Here is a 17,211-nt window from a genome sequence, read left to right as displayed (position 1 = left end):
TTAACCGCCAAGATGCCGCCGGCGCAGCTCTCCAATTTCCGTCTCCAGGCCGCCGGCATGCGACGGGTCCGCGAACTCCGGCGCATTCCGGGCTGTCGCGGGGTCCAGGAGAACCCCGAGCCGCGCCAACTCCACCATCAGCGGGATCGTCTGCAGGCCCAGCTCGGTCAACGAGTACTGGCCCTGCTTGCCGGGAGACGTATCAGCCTTAGTGAGGAACCCGGCCCTCGTCAGGTCGGCAAGCCGCCTCGATAATACCGGGGCGCTGATCCCTTCTTCATTCGCGGTGCACAGCTCACGGAAGCTTCGCCGATCGTAAGCCGCGATATCCCGCAGAATCACCAGACTCCATTGGTCTCCGATCATCTCAAGGGCACGGTTGACCGGGCAGTCGGACCGAGGCGACGTGATCATCCGGCCTCCTTCTAAGTGGTTGCATTCCGTTACTGGGATTCTATACGGTCAGACCGGTAACACAATGCAACCACCAATGAGGCCGCCGATCAGAATCATCCAGGTCCGCGGAATGACAGGAGCAGGAATGAAGGCGTTTGTCCTCCAGAAATACGGCGCACCCATCACCCAGGTGAGCATGCCTGAACCAGTGCTGGGGGACCACGAGGCCCTGGTCCGGATGCACGCCGCGGGCGTTAACCACGGTGATGAGCGGCTCCGCTCAGGTGAGTTTAAACAGATCTTCCCGTTCAAGCTGCCCATGGTCATAGGCAGCGAGTTTGCCGGGGAAGTCGTGGCTCTTGGCTCGAAAGCCTCCAAATTCACACCCGGCATGCAGGTATTCGCCTATCCGGATCAGGCCCGCATGGGAGCCTTTGCGGAATTCGTCGCCATACAGGAGGACGATCTGGCCCTGATTCCGGAATCCACGGGCGTGTTGGAAGCAGCAGCACTGCCGGTGGCCGCTCTGACGGCTTGGCAAGGCCTGGTAGAGATGGGCAGGCTGCAGTCCGGGCAGCGCGTTCTTATCCACGGAGGCTCCGGCGGGGTCGGATCGGTGGCGATCCAGCTGGCAAAGCATCTGGGAGCTGTTGTTGCCACCACCGTCAGCAGCGCCAACGCAGAGTTCGTGCGGGAACTTGGTGCAGACATCGTGATCGACTACCGCACCGAAGACTTCACTGAGAAGCTGTCGAACATTGACCTCGTGCTGGATACGCAGGGCGGCGAAACCTTGAAGCGGTCGCTCGGCGTTGTCCGCCCTGGAGGTACCGTCATTGGCATTACCGGGCCTCCGGATCCCGCCTTCGCAACCCAGGCCGGAGTCAACCCGCTGGTGAAGCTGGTCATCCGGGGTTTGAGTGCCGCCACCCGCCGGCGGGCCCGCCGGCTCGGCGTCACCTACCGTTTCCTGTTCATCCGGCCCAACGGCGAGCACCTGCGCAAGATCGCGGGGCTTGTCGACGGCGGCGTTATCCGGCCGGTCGTGGACCGGGTTCTGCCTTTCGACCAAATCCCGCAGGCTTTCGAATCGCTCCTGTCACACGGTGCACGTGGCAAGGTACTGGTCAGCGTGAACCCCGGCGATGTCACGGCGGGCGGAAACCCTGATGTCTAACAGCCGCAGCCAGCCATTGGCCTCGACCTGGAGCGAAGCACCGACCTTGCGTGTTGAGTCGGGAGGGAGATGCTGGCTTACCGCGAATTGGGATCACCCGTTGGCCCGCCTGTGCTGATGCTGGCCCATTTGGGGGCAACCCTGGACGAATGGGATCCACGGGTCATCGACGCTCTGGTCGGGAAACACCATGTCGTCGCCGTGGATCTGCCCGGCGTTGGAGCTTCTACTGGAAGCGTCCGAGGGACGATCAAGGCTATGGCAGACGCCGCCGTCGGGTTCATTGAGGCGAGAGGTTTCACGAGCGTGGATCTCGCAGGATTTTCCATGGGCGGCTTCATCGCACAGTAGATTGCGCTGGATCGGCCAGGCTTGGTGCGGCGTCTGGTGCTGGCCGGAACCGGCCCCGCTGGTGGCCACGGTATTAACAGGAGCACAGGCCCGGCCTATGTGTACTCGGACATGGTCCGCGGTGCACTGGCCCGAACCGACGCCAAGGAGTTCCTGTTCTTCAACCGCGACGCTGAAGGCAAAACCGCGGCCAAGGCCTACCTGGGACGTCTCCGCGAACGGATCATGGACCGCGTTCCAGCACCACGAACAATTCAGCAGCAACGCCCTGGAACATCTGGGGGCGCAGTAGGAGCGACTCCCAGGTGCGCGGGCGGGGAGCTGTGTTTCCCCACCCACACCACGGTGTTTTCCCACCCACACCACCCTATTGGCTTGCACACAAACCGTTCCAATGTCAACACGGCGTCGCCTAGCCTTGAAGTATCACTTGGAATTATCTGATTCCACGCACCCTCCAGAGGCAAAGCAGTACCGACCGAACTGTTGTCTATTCAGTGGAGTGATGAATGACCGTAAACGTCAACGAGACCGTCAGGAACCTCGCTGACTCTGTCCGCCGGTACATGATTGACACCGCGGCCCGGTATCGGGCAGATGAGCACACCAACACCGCCAACAACACGGCTGGAACACCAGCCCACAATGAAGCGAAGGACCGGGCAAGGGGGAAGCATGCCCGTCCCCGATGGGACCGCCGCGGAACTGACTTCTCCCGTCAGGTGGAGGAACTGCGGCGCCGCGCCTCGGCACTGGGAACACCCGCCCAGAAAACAGCCGCCCTCGGCGCGGGTGCCTCGCTGGCCCTGACCGGGATGGTCTTTGGTGTCGCAGAAGCAGCCCCCCTGACCCTGGCCGACCGTCAGGTGCTGGACACCCAGCCCCTCGCGGCGTCCCTGGCCCAGGACCTTCCGGCAGAAGAACCAGCTCCTGCCGAGCCAGCGGTTTTTGAAGCGCCCGCAGAGGCGCCCGCAGAACCACCTGCCGATCCGGCTGCCGTGGACGGCGTTGGGTCCACCGCACCCGCCGCGGAGGCTGGACCGGTAACCCCCGTGGAAAACGTCTACGTCACCTCGCCCTTCGGCTGGCGGATTAATCCGATGACCGGCAGCGGCATGGAATGGCACACCGGAACGGACTTCCGCGGAACCACCGGGACGCATGTCCTGGCCACCAAGGGCGGGACCGTCACGGAGGCCGGCTGGCATACCAACGGCGGCGGCGGACTGCGCATCGTCGTGGACCACGGCGACGGCACCAAGTCCACCTACAACCACCTCCACGAGATCTGGGTCGAGCCCGGACAGTGGGTTGACGGCGCCCAGGTCATCGGATCTGTCGGCAGCACCGGGAACTCAACCGGACCGCACCTGCACTTTGAGGTGATCATCAACGGCGAGTACGTCGACCCGATGGAGTGGCTCCAGGCCTAACCTGCGAAGAGCCAACGCCCGCGGGGTGCGCCCACGTGCACCCCGCGTCAGGTGTACCGGGACAGCTAGGGCTCCGGGTTGGTCAGGATTGCAGGGTCCTTTTTGCCGTACGGCATCCGGATCCGCAGCGCCTGCGGATCCACCCGCATGGAGATACGGGACGCCGTGCCCAAATGGTCGCCGTCCATCTCGAAGTCCTGCGGGACATCCGCCCAGATTTCGGCGCTCCTGCACTGGAAGTACTCCACTGCGGTGCCGCGGCCCTTTCCACGGCGCAGCAGCCCGGCCACCACGTTCAGCCAGCCCAGGCCTCCCTTGGGAGCCATGGTCATAATGTCCAGCAGGCCGTCGTCGATCCTCGCGCCGGGGAAGACCTCGAGTCCGCCGACAATCTTGCCGCAGTTTCCGCCCATCACGCTGCGCAGACGGCGCTGGATCGGGGTGCCGCCGTCGATCGAAATCATGGTCCGGACAGGTTTTCCGGGGAGGTTCCGAATGCCTGCGTCCACGTAGGCCAGCCATCCCACCCTGTCTTTCAACGCGGTGTTGGTGTCGCCCATCATCACTGCGTCATAGCCCAGTCCGGCCATGACCAGGAAAATGTCGCTGTCCACGGCCTCATCCACCTTGACGTGGACCACGTCTATACGGCGCTCGGTGCCGGTGAGGGCGGTCCGGATGGCTCCGGCGGGATCATCAACCGGAACGTCAAGGTTGCGTGCCAGCAGGTTGCCGGTGCCGAGGGGCAGCAGGCCCAGCGGCGTATCAGTGCCGGAGAGTTCAGCGGCCACGCACCGCACCGTGCCGTCGCCACCGGCCGCGATGACGACGTCGACCCCTTCCTCGAGCGCCTGCCGCGCCATGCCCTGGCCGGGATCGTCCACTTGGGTTTCCAGCCACAGCGGCGCGGCCCAGCCCTCATCGCTGCAGGCCTCGTCCACCAGCGCGCGGATGTCCACATCGGTTTTCTTGGTCGGATTAATAACGACGGCGGCCCGCCGGGAGACGGGATCAGTCTCTGCTGCGAGGTCCTGGGCTTGTGGCTGGCTGGACATGGTGCTGCCCTTCGATGGATGGGAGTGTTCCGGATCTGAGTCTAGACTGCCCCGGGCAACGGACATCTTGGTTTGCTCAGGCAACTTGTAGGCTGTGGGGGTGACTCTGACGCAGCGATACGTGGCACTTGGCGATTCCTTTACCGAAGGTGTGGGGGACTGGGACCCGTCCCGGCCCAACGGTGTGCGGGGCTGGGCGGACCGGGTGGCGGAGCAGCTCAGCCTGGCGGATCCCTCCTGGGAATACGCGAACCTGGCTATCCGGGGCAAAAAGCTGCGCCAGGTCATCGACGAGCAGATCGAACCGGCACTGGCCCTGAAACCCACGCTGGTGACCCTCTACGCCGGAGGAAATGACATCCTTCGGCCGAAGGTGGACATCGATGCGATCGTCCAGGCGTACGACGGCGCTATTGGCCGGCTGCGGTCCGGGGGCGCCGCCGTTCTGGTGTTTACCGGGTTCGACTCGGGCCAGTCTCCAATTTTCGGCAGGACCCGGGGACGCACCGCACTGTACAACGAGCTGGTGCGGGAGGCTGCGGATGCGCACGGAGCGGTCCTGGTCGATTACTGGCGGATGAAGGTGCTTCAGGACGAACGGTACTGGGACACGGACCGTCTGCACATGTCTCCCGCCGGCCACATCCTCACGGCCAAAAAAGTCCTGGAGGTGCTCCGGGCGACCGATGCGCTCGATGTCCCGGAACTCGACTCCCTGCCGGCCATGGACCGGATCCAGCGGTTAAAGCACGACGCACGGTGGGCCCGCGAATACCTCGGACCCTGGGTCGGCCGCCGCCTGAGGGGGGTGTCCTCAGGGGACAACCTGAGTGCCCGGTATCCGTCCCCCGTCAGTCTCCGCCCGGCGGACTGAGCGGCTTCGGAGGCTGCCGAAAACCTGAAAACCGGCCACGCGTGGCTCAATTCACAACGAGTCACATTTCTCCTGATTCACAGCGAATGACAGCAGGACGCAATTCACAATTAGCGTCATAAGCACCCTTAGGATTCGGCATTTGATCCGAAATTTCCTAATATCGATGGTCTCCCTGGCCTGTCCCGGGGAGATGGATGCTTTGTCCCGAGCAGATGACCTCTAGAGAAAAGGCCCAAATGCAGCAAGAAGCACCTGACCACAGTGCAGCCCCGCCCGGTCCCGGCGGGCCCAGGATGCAGCGCAAGCCCCTGCGCAATCCGCTGCGGAAGCGCCGCCTCGAAGTGGAAGACGTAAACGTCGTCGACCACTCCATGATGAAGAAAGCCGTCAGCGGAACCGTCGTCGGCAACACCATGGAATGGTTCGATATCGGGGTCTACGGCTACCTCGCCGTCACCATGGGTGCCGTGTTTCTGTCCGACGCTGATCCTGCCGCGCAGCTGCTCTTCAGCCTGGGTGTCTTCGCTGTCACGTTCATCGCCCGCCCGCTCGGCGGAGTGATCTTCGGGCGGATCGGTGACCGCATCGGCCGCCAGAAAACGCTTGCCACCACGCTGATCATGATGGCTGCCTCTACTTTCGTCATCGGCCTGCTGCCCGGCTACGCGCAGATCGGCATGGCGGCTCCGGTGCTGCTCGTCCTGATGAAGCTCATTCAGGGGTTCTCCACCGGCGGCGAGTATGCCGGTGCCACCACCTTCGTCTCCGAGTATGCGCCGGATAAGCGCCGCGGCTTCCTGGCCAGCATCCTGGACCTTGGCAGCTACATGGGCTTCGCCCTCGGCGCCCTGACGGTCTCCATCCTGCAGATGACGCTGAGCGAAGAGACCATGCTGGACTGGGGCTGGCGCATTCCGTTCCTGATTGCCGGCCCTCTGGGCGCCATTGCCATTTACTTCCGGCTGAAGATTGAGGAATCCCCGGCCTTCCAGGCAACCCTGGATGCCCAGGAGGAGAACGCTGCCGCGGCGTCCGGCGAAGCAGCGGACAAAGACTCCGTCGCCCAGGGTACCTTTGGGATTTTCCGCACCTACTGGCGCCCGATCGTGCTGGCCATGGTCCTGGTTGCCGCTGCCAACACGGTTGGCTACGCACTGACGTCGTACATGCCGTCCTACCTCACGGATTCCAAGGGATACGACCCGGTTCACGGAACTCTGCTGACCATTCCCGTACTGGTGGCCATGGCGCTGTGTATCCCGCTGACAGGCATGCTTTCGGACCGCATCGGACGCCGTCCGGTCCTGTGGATGGGTGCCGGTTCCACGATTGTCCTGGCCGTGCCCTCCTTCCTGCTCATTGGCATGGGTCCCATCTGGTCCACGCTGCTGGGCCTGGCGCTGCTGGCCATTCCGGTCACGTTCTACGTGGCCAACCTGGCGTCCTCCCTGCCGGCGCTCTTCCCGACGGCCAGCCGCTACGGAGCCATGGGCATTGCCTACAACTTTGCCGTTGCGATTTTCGGCGGCACGGCTCCGCTGATCATGCAGGGCCTGATCACCCTCACCGGTGATGACATGATGCCCGCCTACTACCTGATGGTGACGTCGGTTGCCGGGGCCATTGCCATCGGAATCATGAAGGAATCCGCCAACCGGCCCATGCCCGGCTCTATGCCAAGTGTGGCCACGGAAGCTGAAGCCCGTGAGCTTGTCGCGACGCAGGACGAGAACCCGCTGCTCGACGTCGACTCCCTCCCGTTCAACACCGTTCCGGATCCCGGGGCCTCCGAAGCCGATCCGGCTCAGGCGAAGGGTGAGCCGGAGAGCGTCCGCTAGAACGTCGCCCGGCCGGTTGCTTGCCCGGCCGCTGGACGGGTGCACGGCCGGCACCCGCCTCTGATCTACAGCAGGCACCGGCCCCCGGGGCCGGTGCCTGTTGCGGGTTCGGGATCCTTGAAGGCTCAAGTGCCGTGAGAGAATTGCGCGCATGACCGAACTGCAGTCCGCCCCCGTCCGCTGGCTCTCTCCTGAGGAACGGCAGGCCTGGTTGGCGCTCTACGCCGTCGCCACCCGGCTGCCGGGCACCCTGGATGCCGATCTCTTCAAGCGGGCCCGGATTACACTTTTTGACTACCACGTGCTGGCGATGACCTCGGAGTCTCCGGAGAAGCAGCTGGCGATGAGCGAGCTGGCACTGCGTTCCAATGCGTCCCTGTCCCGGCTGTCCCATGTGGTCAAGAAGCTCGAGCAGCGGGGGTGGATGCGCCGGTTCCCGTCACCTAAGGACGCCAGGGTAACGACGGCGGCCATCACCGATGAGGGGATGGCTGCACTCATCGAGCTGGTGCCGGGGCACGTGGAATCTGTCCGCCATGCCGTTTTCGATGCCCTGGATGACCGTGATGTGGCCGACCTGGCCCGGATCGGCAACAAGATTCTGACCCTGCTTGATCCGGCCGCAGCCCGCCCGTGCAGTTCAACCGAAGGAGCATGAATGCGCCAGCCGAAGATACTGACCATCATTCTTGCCGGCGGCGCCGGCGGGAGGCTCGGCAGCCTGACCGACACCCGTGCGAAGCCGGCTATGCCAGTGGGCGGGTCATACCGGCTCATCGATGTGCCGCTTTCCAACCTGCACAACTCCGGGCTCAGCGATGTGTGGATTGTTGAACAGTATGAACCCAAGTCGCTGAATGACCACCTCGTCAGTGGGCGTCCCTGGGACCTGGACCGGACGAACGGAGGGCTGCGGGTCCTGCCGCCCTATCAGGGCTCCGACGGCGAGGGTTTTGCCCAGGGCAACGCCGACGCCCTGTACCGGCAGGCGGACTACATCCGCGAATACGATCCGGACCTGGTCCTGGTGCTCAGCGCGGACCACCTGTACCGGCTGGACTACCGCGATGTCATCGCCACACACCTCGAATCTGCGGCCGCGCTGACCGTGGTGACCTACCGGATCGGCAACAACCCATCGGACCACGGCGTGGTCCAGGTGCGGGACGGAATTGTTACCGGCTTTGACTACAAACCGGAGAAGCCCAAGACGGACCTTATCGCTGCGGAGATCTTCCTGTACGACGCCGCGGCCCTGCTCCAGAGTCTGGATGAACTCGTGGAGCGGGATGGGCAGCTGGAGGATTACGGTGACCAGCTGCTGCCGTACCTTGTCGAGAAGGAAAAGGTGGTGGAGCACCGGCTGGAGGGTTACTGGCGGGACATGGGCACACCGCACAGTTATCACCAGGCCCACATGGATCTGCTGGACGGGCATGGAATGGTGTTCGATGATCCGGCGTGGCCCATTCTCTCGGCGACTCCGCGCCGGCTCCCGGCCTTCGTGGGAGCGGCAGCCCGGGTGGAGACCAGCCTGCTGGCCCCTGGTTCCCGGGTTGACGGGGTCCTTACCCGAAGCGTGGTTGGACCGGACTGCAATATCGAGGCCGGAGCACAGGTGCACGGCTGCGTCCTGCTCGACGGGGTGCGGGTCAGCAGCGGTGCACGGCTGAGGAACGTGGTTGTGGACTCGGGGGCGGTGATTGGCGGGGCAACGGACCTCGACGGTGCCGCAGAAGATCCCGAAACCGGGATTGCGGTGGTCACCGCCACGGGTGCGCTGGAGAAGCCGTCCGCTTAATCCGGTGCCGTGCCTCCGGTTTGGCTCAAACGCCCCGGGCGTCTAGGATGGAAAGGCGTTAAGTCATGCCTATGATCTGGTTCGGCCCTCACCGGTGCGGAGCAGGTCATTTGCGTGGCCGCCCGTGTAAACCTAGAATTGAAGGCTGTCACAGCAGTTTGCTGTGACTCCCTGAACTTCACCGTCTTCCCCGCGGCGAGGCACTTCGGCTGGATCTCACCCCGCCAGGTCAACCTCCGGAAAGTCGCAGTAATAACGGTGTCAAAACTGGTGGCGGGACGCTCTTTATTGCAGGTGCCACGGCGGCATCGCCTTGGTGCTTGTTTTTTGAGGACCGTCATATTTACTACAACTGGAGGAGAGATCATGGCAGCTTACTGCCAGGTAACCGGAGCTGTTCCCGGCTTTGGTCACAGCATTTCGCACTCGCACCGACGCAACAAGCGCCGGTTCGACCCGAATATTCAGAAGAAGCGCTACTGGGTTCCGTCCCTGCGCCGCAACGTGACGCTGCAGGTTTCTGCCCGCGGCATCAAGACGATCGACGTCCGCGGCATTGACGCAGTCGTCACCGACCTCCTTGCGAAGGGTGTGAAGCTCTAGTGGCAAAGGATAAGGACGTACGTCCGATCATCAAGCTGAAGTCGACCGCCGGCACCGGGTACACCTACGTGACCCGCAAGAACCGTCGTAACGACCCGGACCGCATGGTCCTGAAGAAGTACGACCCGAAGATCCGCCAGCACGTCGAATTCCGTGAGGAGCGCTAAGAATGGCAAAGAAGTCCAAGATTGCCCGCAACGAGCAGCGCAAGGTTGTTGTTGAGCGCTACGCTGCCAAGCGCCTCGAACTGAAGAAGACCCTGGTCGATCCGAACGCCACGGACGAAGCACGGGAAGCTGCACGCCTCGGCCTGCAGAAGCTGCCCCGCAACGCTTCTCCGGTCCGCCTTCGCAACCGCGACCAGATCGACGGCCGCCCCCGGGGTACCCTCCAGAAGTTCGGTATCTCCCGCGTGCGTTTCCGCGACATGGCACATGCCGGCGAACTGCCCGGTATCAAGAAGTCCAGCTGGTAAGCACCGCTTTCCACGCCTGAAAAGGGCGGCAGCCGTTGAGGCTGCCGCCCTTTTTGCGTACCCTCCGCTCCACGGAATCGACTGCCCGGTCAAATTTGGGAAAAAACCCGAAAAAACCGCGAAAAACCGCGGTTTTTAGCGAGATTTATCCCGCCAAGCTGGTAAGTTTTCGAACAGAGGCGGTTTCGCATCCGTGAACCGCTCGCGCTAAACACCAGAGTCCAGGAGGACATAAATTGGCTATGAACCGCAGTGAACTTGTTGCCGCAGTCGCAGAAAAGTCCGGCAACAGCCAGACCGCCGTTAACGGCGTGCTTGATGCCGTCTTCGACATCTTCGCAACCTCCGTTGCCAACGGCGAGAAGATCACCATCCCGGGCTGGCTTGCTGTTGAGCGCACCGACCGCGCCGCTCGCCAGGGCCGCAACCCGCAGACCGGCGAAACCATCCAGATTCCGGCCGGCCACAGCGTCAAGCTGACCGCAGGCTCGAAGCTGAAGGCTGCTGTCTCCAAGAAGTAGGACCCAGCTGTCCTGGGGCGGGGCCGGTGCCGGAAGGCGCCGGCCCCGTCCTGCGTTAAGCGCCCGTCCTGAGTTAAACCCGAGTCCTGCGTTATCCGCCGGTTCTGTGGCCATGTGGAGGCGGCTCATCCCGGCTGTATGACCGGTGATTGGCCCAATTTTTACAAGGGGTAGAGAATAGATAGCGTGCCAAACACTGCCAAGACCCAGAACACGCTGCCGGGCCGTCCCACCGGTTCCGCGTCCGCGCCCGGCAACCCCGCCCGCAGCGGCTGGCTGGCCGCAGGAATAGCTGTGATGGTCCTGGCGCTGGTCGTCGCACTTCTCTTCACCGGCGCTGCGGCTGCCGCCCAGCTATCCGACCCCGGAGCGCTCACCCGCTGGGGGCTTCCCATCGCCAAGGCCATTCAGAACGGTGCCGTCGCCACCGTAATCGGAGCCCTTGTCTTCGCCGTCGTCATCCTGCCCAAGCACGCCGGTCCACGCCGGGGCAGGGGAGAGCGGGAAGCCCGGCCGGAACACCCAGCCTTCACCCGGACCATGGCCCTGGCCGCCGGTGCCGCCGCCGTCTGGACGATCTCCGCCATCGGTGTTCTGCTGTTCACCTATTCGGATGTCTCCGGCCTCGCGCTGAGCCCGGACCCGTCCTACACCGAGGGACTGGCTTCCTTCCTCACCGACTTCTCCACCGGCCGGGCCTGGCTGGCTGTGAGCATCATTGCCGCGGTGGTCACCACCCTCACCTTCGGCGTCCGCTCCCTGACCGGGCTGGCCCTCACCACCGCGCTGGCCGTCGGGGGTTTGCTGCCGATGGCCCTGGTGGGACACGCCGCGGGCGGCGACGACCACAGCGCCGCCGTCAACTCCATTGGCCTGCACCTGCTTGGGGTGTGCCTCTGGATCGGCGGGATCATCGTGCTGGCCGTGATCTCCAAGCAGCTCGGGGACATGACCGGGGCCGTCCTTCGCCGCTTCTCCGCTCTGGCGCTGTTCGGCTTTGTACTGGTGTCAGTGTCCGGAATCGTCAACGCGTCCCTGCGCATCACCTCACTGGAGCAGCTGGATTCCCGGTGGGGCGGGCTGGTGCTGTTCAAAGCAGCTGCCACCATCGTCCTGGGTATTATCGGTTTCCTGCACCGCCAGTGGATCATTCCGCGGCTTCCGGTCCAGGCGGCCGGTGCCGCTGCGAGAAAGGGAGTACCGGCGGACACAGTCGGCAGTCTCAGCGCACGCCGGGTGCTGACGCAGTTCATCGGAGTGGAGCTGCTGATCATGGCAGCGGTCTCCGGTGTCGCCGCAGCCCTGGCCCGGACCGCGCCGCCGCGTCCGGAGGAACTCCCGCCCAACGCCACCCCGGCCCGCATCCTCACCGGCTACGATCTGCCCCCCGAACTGACACCGGAACGCTACTTGACGGAATGGCGCCCCGACTGGCTGTGGATTGCCATCACGGCAACCCTTGCCGTGACCTACGTCCTGGGAGTGCTCAAACTGCGCCGGCGCGGGGTCAAGTGGCCGATTCTCCGGACTATTTCCTGGTTCGTGGGCCTCATTGCACTGACCTACGTCACCTCGGGCGCTCCGACCGTCTACGGCATGGTGCTCTTCAGCACCCACATGCTCGGGCACATGTCACTGTCCATGGTCGTTCCGCTTTTCCTGGTCCTCGGCGGGCCGGTTGCGCTGGCGCTGAAGGCACTGACGCCGCGCATGGACGGCAGCCGCGGGCTGCGCGAATGGATCCTGATCGGTGTGCACTCGCGCTGGTCCAAGATCATCACCCATCCGATTTTCGCTGCCGTGAACTTCGCCGGGTCCATCGTGATCTTCTACTACTCGGAGGCCTTCGGCTTCGCACTGCGCCAGCACGTGGGCCACGAGCTGATGGTGCTGCACTTCCTGCTGGCCGGGTACATCTTTGTCCTGACGATGATCGGGATCGACCCGCTGCCCAACCGCGCACCCTATCCGATCCGGCTGGTGATCCTGCTGGCCACCATGGCCTTCCACGCGTTCTTCGGCGTGGCTGTGATGGGACAGACCTCCCTTATCCAGGCCTCCTACTTCGGGAACATGGGCCGGGACTGGGGCCTGAGCGCCCTGGCGGACCAGCAGCTGGGCGGTGCCATCATGTGGGGCGTCGGCGAAATTCCGACCGTCCTGGTGGCGATCGGCGTCGCCGTTCAGTGGTCCCGCTCGGATGCACGTGAAACCAAACGCAAGGACCGGGCCGCCGAACGGAATAATGACGCAGAACTGACGGCTTACAACAATATGTTCGCCCAGCTGGCCGAACGCGATGCAAGGACAGACCAAGGAGAACATCGATGACTGAAACGGTACGTGCCGGATATCGCGTGCGGGCTTCCGAGCTTGCAGGCCGCAACTGGCTCAACACAGGCGGCAAGCAGCTTGGCCTGGAAGATCTCAGGGGAAAGATCGTCCTCCTCGATTTCTGGACGTTCTGCTGCATCAACTGCCTGCACGTGCTGGACGAACTGCGGCCGCTGGAAGCGAAATACTCCGACGTCCTGGTCACGGTGGGAGTCCACTCGCCCAAGTTCGAGCACGAAGCGGACCCTGTTGCCCTGGCTGCCGCCGTCGAGCGCTACGAAATTCAGCACCCCGTGCTCGATGATCCGGAGCTTGTCACCTGGCAGGCCTACACCGCACGCGCCTGGCCGACCCTCGTTGTTATTGATCCGGAGGGCTACATCGTGGCTCATCTGTCCGGTGAGGGCCATGCAGCCGGCCTGGAGTCGCTGGTGGCCGAGCTCATTGCCGAGCATGAGGCGAAGGGCACCCTGCACCGTGGTAACGGGCCGTACGTTCCGGCCGAAGCGACCTCCGGGGACCTTCGGTTCCCGGGCAAGGCAGTAGCCCTGCCGGAAGGCACCTTCCTCGTCACGGACACGGGACACCACCGGCTGGTTGAACTCGAAGCAGACCTCACAACCGTCCGCCGTGTCATCGGTGAGGGCACCAAGGGATGGCGGGACGGCGACGCCGGAACCGCACGGTTCAACGAACCGCAGGGCCTGGCCGTGCTGCCGGCGGCGGTTGCCGAGACCCTGGACTACGACGTGATCGTTGCGGACACCGTCAACCACCGCCTCCGGGGCGTGAACCTGGCCACCGGTGCCGTCACCACCGTGGCCGGTAACGGAGTGCAGCGCCTGCTGGACGCCGAGAACCAGGCCGCAGTGCCGTCCACCGAGCTGGGCACGGACCCGCTGGGCACCTCGCTGTCCTCGCCGTGGGACGTTCTCTGGTCCACCACCCTGGGCAAAGTGGTCGTGGCGATGGCCGGCACCCACCAGATCTTCGGCTTCGACCCCACAACCGGCGCCCTGGGCATTATCGCCGGCACCGGGCTGGAAGGGCTGCTCGACGGCGAAGGTGACGCCGCGTGGTTCGCGCAGTCATCCGGTCTGGCCCAGGACGCCGACGGCGCCATCTGGGTGGCCGACTCGGAAACCTCTGCCCTGCGGAAACTGACGTTCGACACCAGCGGTGACCGGACGGCCGTGACCGTGGAAACCGCAATCGGTGCCGGCCTGTTCGACTTCGGCTACCGCGACGGTGACGCCGCGGAGGCACGGCTGCAGCACCCGCTGGGCGTGACGGTACTGCCGGACGGTTCAGTGGCCATCGCGGACACCTACAACGGGGCTGTCCGCCGCTACGATCCGGCCACCGGCACCGTCTCCACCCTGTCCCGCGGCCTGGCGGAGCCCTCCGGCGTCCTGCTGGACACCACGGCGGAGGAACCGCTGCTGGTGGTTGTGGAAGCGAACAAGCACCAGCTGGTGCGCATCCCGGTCCCGAAGGAAGCGCAGTCCGTGGACGAGGGCGCCCGCCAGACGCAGCGGCCCAAAACGGCCATTGAGGCGGGTCCGCTGGGCCTGACCGTCCGGTTCTCAGCGCCCAAGGGGCAGAAGCTGGACGACCGGTGGGGTGACCCGACGCAGCTGAAGATCTCCGCTTCGCCGGAGGAGCTGCTGGTTTCGGGCGGCGGCACCGCCGTCGGCCTGGTCCGTGAACTGGTGCTCTCCGACACCGTCGCCGAGGGCGTTCTGCACATCACCGCCCGCGCGGCGGCCTGCGACGGAGAGCCCGGCGGGGAAATCCCGGATCACGCGGCATGCCACCTCTACCAGCAGGACTGGGGCATCCCCGTTGTAGTCCAGCCCGGTGGCGAAACGGAACTCACCCTGGACCTGCGCGGCCTGGACTAAACCCGGAGCTTTCGGCCACACTCAAGAAGCGCCGCTTCCACGAAAATCCTGGAAGCGGCGCTTTTTGACTGTGTGCGGGAAGGCTATTCGATGACCGCGGTGAGGCTGATGTCCTGGCCGTTAACCGACAGCCGGGCGCCGAAGGAGAAGTCCTTGTCCTCCACCAGCGGGCTCTGCACACCGGAGAACAGATCCGTCTGGGTGGCAGTGACCCGTGCTGATCCCTGCAGCGGGGCAAGCACCCAGTGACCGTCGGCCGGAGAGATCTCCACAGTGGGGTACTTGGTGATTTCCCAGGTGATGGGAGGCTCCACCCGGTTGTTCGTCAGGTGGTAAAACGGGCAGCCTGCGGGGGCCAGCCGGTTCTGCTCGCCCGCACAGCTGTCCAAAAACTCATGTACCCGGGCGTCAACCGCTTCAACCAGGGCCGGGGTTGCCTGGCTGCGGAGCGTCAGATCCAGCGAGCCTGACGGTGCCGCAAGTACGCCGGTCTGTTCCGGGGCTTCGAAGAATCCGCTGGTAAAGGACGCGGCAACCCGCGACGGATAGAACGCCGCGAAGGTGTTGGTGCCCTCCGGCAGGGCGACCCGGGCGCCGTTGAGCTCGGCCTCGTTCTGGTTGGCGGCATTGACCCGAACCGCCGGGAGAGTGGTTGGCCGGAAAACCCACTGGTCGAAAAACACCCAGCTGGTCCCGGTCTTCTCCAGCTGGAAGGTGGACTTCTCCTCAGCGCCGTCCAGCCGGTAACTGACAACCACATCTGTTCGGTTGTCCACGGCTGTCTCGACTTCCTCGAGGTCCAGCACTTCCAACCCAGCTGTGGAGTTCCGCAGTGCGTCGCCGTCCAGCAGGACGGCGTTGGCGTCCGGAACCTCGGCGTTCAGCAGTCCAAGTGCCTGCGCGCCGTTTCCGTCCTGCAGTGCCTGGAGATAATTCTCCACCTGCTTGCCCGGGCCATAGGCCTTGGCGTTGACGAGCCAGATCACGACGACGGCGGCCGCGATGGTGAGCATGAGGGCAGTGAGCCAGATGGTCACTGCCTTAATTACCGGTGATGTTCCCTGCACGCTCTTACGTTACCTGCAGAGCACGCAGGTCTCAGACCCGGCCGGCCGCTAGCCGCGGCTGGCCGGGTCTGAGTTGCCGGACCCGTTGCCTAGGATTCAGCCGGTGTGGCCGTGGCCTGCTGGAGTTCCTGCTTGGCCATCGCGATTTCCTCGGCCCGCCGGGCATTGGCTTCCTCGGTGAGCTCGGCGCCTGCTTCCGGGTCCCTGGTCAGGTTGTCCCCGCTCTCGGGGTCGAAAAGGTGGATCTTGCGGGTATCGAGCCACAGCTCGGCTTCTCGTCCGCCCCGGACCCGGCTGGCGGCGTCGAGCGTCACCACGACCTGCGGGCGCAGCTCCTCTGCGTCCATATCCCGAGCCAGGTTATCCAGCAGCTCCCGTACCTCGGGAGTCGGATCGAAGTGGATGTAGCCGTACTGCTCGTTGCCGAGCCACTCGGTGTGGGTGATGTGGGCCTTGAACGTGGAACCATGGCTTTTCTTGTGTTCTTCGACCAGGGAAGCGTCCTCGAAGAACTCGGGGCGGATGCCCACTAAAACCACTTTCTTTCCGGCGGCCTTCGCTGCCTTGTCCTCTGGGATCTGAATGTCGCCCACAGCCGTCTCAAGGATGTTGCCTTCCTTGAACGTCGCTGGGAGGAAGTTCATCGACGGGGACCCGATGAAGCCTGCCACAAAGAGGTTCACCGGCTGTTCATAGAGTTCCCGCGGAGAGGCGACCTGCTGGAGAATGCCCTTTTTCAGGACAGCGACGCGGTCCCCGAGCGTCATGGCCTCGGTCTGGTCGTGCGTGACATACACGCTGGTGACCCCGAGCCGGCGCTGCATCTGCGAAATTTCCGACCTCATCTGCCCGCGGAGCTTGGCGTCCAGGTTGGACAGCGGTTCGTCGAACAGGAACGCGTCGGCCTGCCGGACGATCGCCCGGCCCATGGCCACCCGCTGGCGCTGGCCACCGGAGAGATTGCCGGGCTTGCGGTCCAGGTGTTCGGTCAGCTCCAGCGTGTCCGCAGCCTCATGGACAAGCTTGCGCACCTGGTCATCCGAGTATTTGCCTTTGTTCAGCCGGAGCGGAAACGCGATGTTCTCGAACACGGTCAGGTGCGGGTACAGGGCGTAGTTCTGGAACACCATGGCGAGGTTGCGGTCGCGGGGCGCCTTGTCGTTCACCCGTTCCCCGTTGATCAGCAGGTCGCCGGAGGTGATGTCCTCCAGGCCCACAATCATCCGCAGCAGGGTGGACTTGCCGCAGCCCGACGGCCCGACAAGGATGATGAACTCGCCGTCGGCAATGTCGAGGCTGACGTCGTTGACGGCGGGGAAGCCGTCGCCGTACTTCTTGACGAGGTTCTTGAGGGTAATCGATGCCATGCTCATGGCTCC

17 protein-coding genes are annotated in these 17,211 nt (G+C 64.3%); 13 read left to right on the top strand and 4 right to left on the bottom strand.

Annotated elements, in window-relative coordinates; all coding sequences use genetic code 11:
* On the bottom strand, positions 1-414 hold the full coding sequence (locus H9639_RS10930; RefSeq protein ID WP_191808091.1) for a winged helix-turn-helix transcriptional regulator: 414 nt from the start codon (positions 412-414) through the stop codon (positions 1-3).
* Between the two features lie 127 nt (positions 415-541).
* Between H9639_RS10930 and H9639_RS10925 the strand changes: the two genes are divergently transcribed.
* The 3 genes from H9639_RS10925 to H9639_RS10915 all read left to right on the top strand — a co-directional run bounded on the left by H9639_RS10925 (position 542) and on the right by H9639_RS10915 (position 3,357).
* A complete protein-coding gene (locus tag H9639_RS10925) occupies positions 542-1,573 on the top strand; it encodes an NADP-dependent oxidoreductase (protein ID WP_191808090.1) in 1,032 nt (343 codons plus the stop codon).
* Between the two features lie 69 nt (positions 1,574-1,642).
* Positions 1,643-1,924, top strand: a complete 282-nt coding sequence (locus tag H9639_RS16865) for an alpha/beta fold hydrolase (RefSeq protein ID WP_225219462.1) — start codon at positions 1,643-1,645, stop codon at positions 1,922-1,924.
* Between the two features lie 509 nt (positions 1,925-2,433).
* The gene (locus H9639_RS10915) at positions 2,434-3,357 is read left to right on the top strand and encodes a M23 family metallopeptidase (protein ID WP_191808089.1); all 924 of its coding nucleotides are present in this window, start codon (positions 2,434-2,436) and stop codon (positions 3,355-3,357) included.
* A gap of 65 nt (positions 3,358-3,422) precedes the next feature.
* Here the strand turns inward: H9639_RS10915 and H9639_RS10910 are convergent, their stop codons facing one another.
* On the bottom strand, positions 3,423-4,412 hold the full coding sequence (locus H9639_RS10910; protein ID WP_191808088.1) for a diacylglycerol/lipid kinase family protein: 990 nt from the start codon (positions 4,410-4,412) through the stop codon (positions 3,423-3,425).
* 100 nt (positions 4,413-4,512) lie between these two features.
* Here H9639_RS10910 and H9639_RS10905 point away from each other — a divergent pair, with 100 nt between their 5' ends.
* The 10 genes from H9639_RS10905 to H9639_RS10860 all read left to right on the top strand — a co-directional run bounded on the left by H9639_RS10905 (position 4,513) and on the right by H9639_RS10860 (position 14,765).
* Positions 4,513-5,286: an SGNH/GDSL hydrolase family protein gene (locus tag H9639_RS10905; protein WP_191808087.1), complete on the top strand. Its 774-nt coding sequence runs from the start codon at positions 4,513-4,515 to the stop codon at positions 5,284-5,286.
* A gap of 239 nt (positions 5,287-5,525) precedes the next feature.
* Positions 5,526-7,127, top strand: coding sequence for an MFS transporter (locus tag H9639_RS10900; protein ID WP_191808086.1), 1,602 nt, complete (start codon positions 5,526-5,528; stop codon positions 7,125-7,127).
* Between the two features lie 151 nt (positions 7,128-7,278).
* Positions 7,279-7,785, top strand: a complete 507-nt coding sequence (locus tag H9639_RS10895; protein ID WP_191808085.1) for a MarR family winged helix-turn-helix transcriptional regulator — start codon at positions 7,279-7,281, stop codon at positions 7,783-7,785.
* The gene (locus tag H9639_RS10890; protein WP_191808084.1) at positions 7,786-8,928 is read left to right on the top strand and encodes a glucose-1-phosphate adenylyltransferase family protein; all 1,143 of its coding nucleotides are present in this window, start codon (positions 7,786-7,788) and stop codon (positions 8,926-8,928) included.
* A gap of 366 nt (positions 8,929-9,294) precedes the next feature.
* Positions 9,295-9,531 (top strand): 50S ribosomal protein L28, encoded by a 237-nt coding sequence (rpmB, locus tag H9639_RS10885; RefSeq protein ID WP_191747784.1) that lies wholly within the window; start codon positions 9,295-9,297, stop codon positions 9,529-9,531.
* Entirely contained in the window at positions 9,531-9,698 is a 168-nt protein-coding gene (gene rpmG, locus H9639_RS10880; RefSeq protein WP_013602737.1) for a 50S ribosomal protein L33, read from the top strand. The genes rpmB and rpmG overlap by 1 nt, the downstream gene beginning before the upstream one ends.
* Before the next feature lie 2 nt (positions 9,699-9,700).
* Positions 9,701-10,006, top strand: a complete 306-nt coding sequence (rpsN, locus tag H9639_RS10875) for a 30S ribosomal protein S14 (protein ID WP_055239038.1) — start codon at positions 9,701-9,703, stop codon at positions 10,004-10,006.
* Positions 10,007-10,242: 236 nt separating this feature from the next.
* Positions 10,243-10,527, top strand: a complete 285-nt coding sequence (locus H9639_RS10870; protein ID WP_066296719.1) for an HU family DNA-binding protein — start codon at positions 10,243-10,245, stop codon at positions 10,525-10,527.
* A gap of 186 nt (positions 10,528-10,713) precedes the next feature.
* Positions 10,714-12,858 carry a cytochrome c oxidase assembly protein gene (locus H9639_RS10865; protein WP_404799747.1) on the top strand — a complete coding sequence of 715 codons (2,145 nt, stop codon included), beginning with the start codon at positions 10,714-10,716 and terminating at the stop codon, positions 12,856-12,858.
* A complete protein-coding gene (locus tag H9639_RS10860; protein ID WP_191808083.1) occupies positions 12,855-14,765 on the top strand; it encodes an NHL domain-containing thioredoxin family protein in 1,911 nt (636 codons plus the stop codon). The genes H9639_RS10865 and H9639_RS10860 overlap by 4 nt, the downstream gene beginning before the upstream one ends.
* An 83-nt stretch (positions 14,766-14,848) precedes the next feature.
* On the opposite strand, the gene H9639_RS10855 is transcribed toward H9639_RS10860, so the two are convergent.
* The gene (locus tag H9639_RS10855; RefSeq protein ID WP_191808082.1) at positions 14,849-15,832 is read right to left on the bottom strand and encodes a nuclear transport factor 2 family protein; all 984 of its coding nucleotides are present in this window, start codon (positions 15,830-15,832) and stop codon (positions 14,849-14,851) included.
* Between the two features lie 89 nt (positions 15,833-15,921).
* On the bottom strand, positions 15,922-17,199 hold the full coding sequence (locus H9639_RS10850; RefSeq protein ID WP_191808081.1) for an ABC transporter ATP-binding protein: 1,278 nt from the start codon (positions 17,197-17,199) through the stop codon (positions 15,922-15,924).
* Positions 17,200-17,211 lie beyond the last annotated feature (12 nt).

This window comes from Arthrobacter gallicola, from assembly GCF_014836775.1.
Lineage (GTDB): Bacteria > Actinomycetota > Actinomycetes > Actinomycetales > Micrococcaceae > Arthrobacter_B > Arthrobacter_B gallicola.
Note: the sequence above shows the minus strand (reverse complement) of the source record. Positions and strands in the feature narration are given on the sequence as shown.

Bases quoted from the DNA above. Each gene is read 5' to 3' on its own strand.
- H9639_RS10860 (WP_191808083.1), top strand. From the start codon at position 12,855: ATGACTGAAACGGTACGTGCCGGATATCGCGTGCGGGCTTCCGAGCTT.
- H9639_RS10890 (WP_191808084.1), top strand. From the start codon at position 7,786: ATGCGCCAGCCGAAGATACTGACCATCATTCTTGCCGGCGGCGCCGGC.
- rpmB (WP_191747784.1), top strand. From the start codon at position 9,295: ATGGCAGCTTACTGCCAGGTAACCGGAGCTGTTCCCGGCTTTGGTCAC.
- H9639_RS16865 (WP_225219462.1), top strand. From the start codon at position 1,643: ATGCTGGCTTACCGCGAATTGGGATCACCCGTTGGCCCGCCTGTGCTG.
- rpsN (WP_055239038.1), top strand. From the start codon at position 9,701: ATGGCAAAGAAGTCCAAGATTGCCCGCAACGAGCAGCGCAAGGTTGTT.
- H9639_RS10895 (WP_191808085.1), top strand. From the start codon at position 7,279: ATGACCGAACTGCAGTCCGCCCCCGTCCGCTGGCTCTCTCCTGAGGAA.
- H9639_RS10900 (WP_191808086.1), top strand. From the start codon at position 5,526: ATGCAGCAAGAAGCACCTGACCACAGTGCAGCCCCGCCCGGTCCCGGC.
- H9639_RS10915 (WP_191808089.1), top strand. From the start codon at position 2,434: ATGACCGTAAACGTCAACGAGACCGTCAGGAACCTCGCTGACTCTGTC.
- H9639_RS10925 (WP_191808090.1), top strand. From the start codon at position 542: ATGAAGGCGTTTGTCCTCCAGAAATACGGCGCACCCATCACCCAGGTG.
- H9639_RS10850 (WP_191808081.1), bottom strand. From the start codon at position 17,199: ATGGCATCGATTACCCTCAAGAACCTCGTCAAGAAGTACGGCGACGGC.
- H9639_RS10910 (WP_191808088.1), bottom strand. From the start codon at position 4,412: ATGTCCAGCCAGCCACAAGCCCAGGACCTCGCAGCAGAGACTGATCCC.
- H9639_RS10930 (WP_191808091.1), bottom strand. From the start codon at position 414: ATGATCACGTCGCCTCGGTCCGACTGCCCGGTCAACCGTGCCCTTGAG.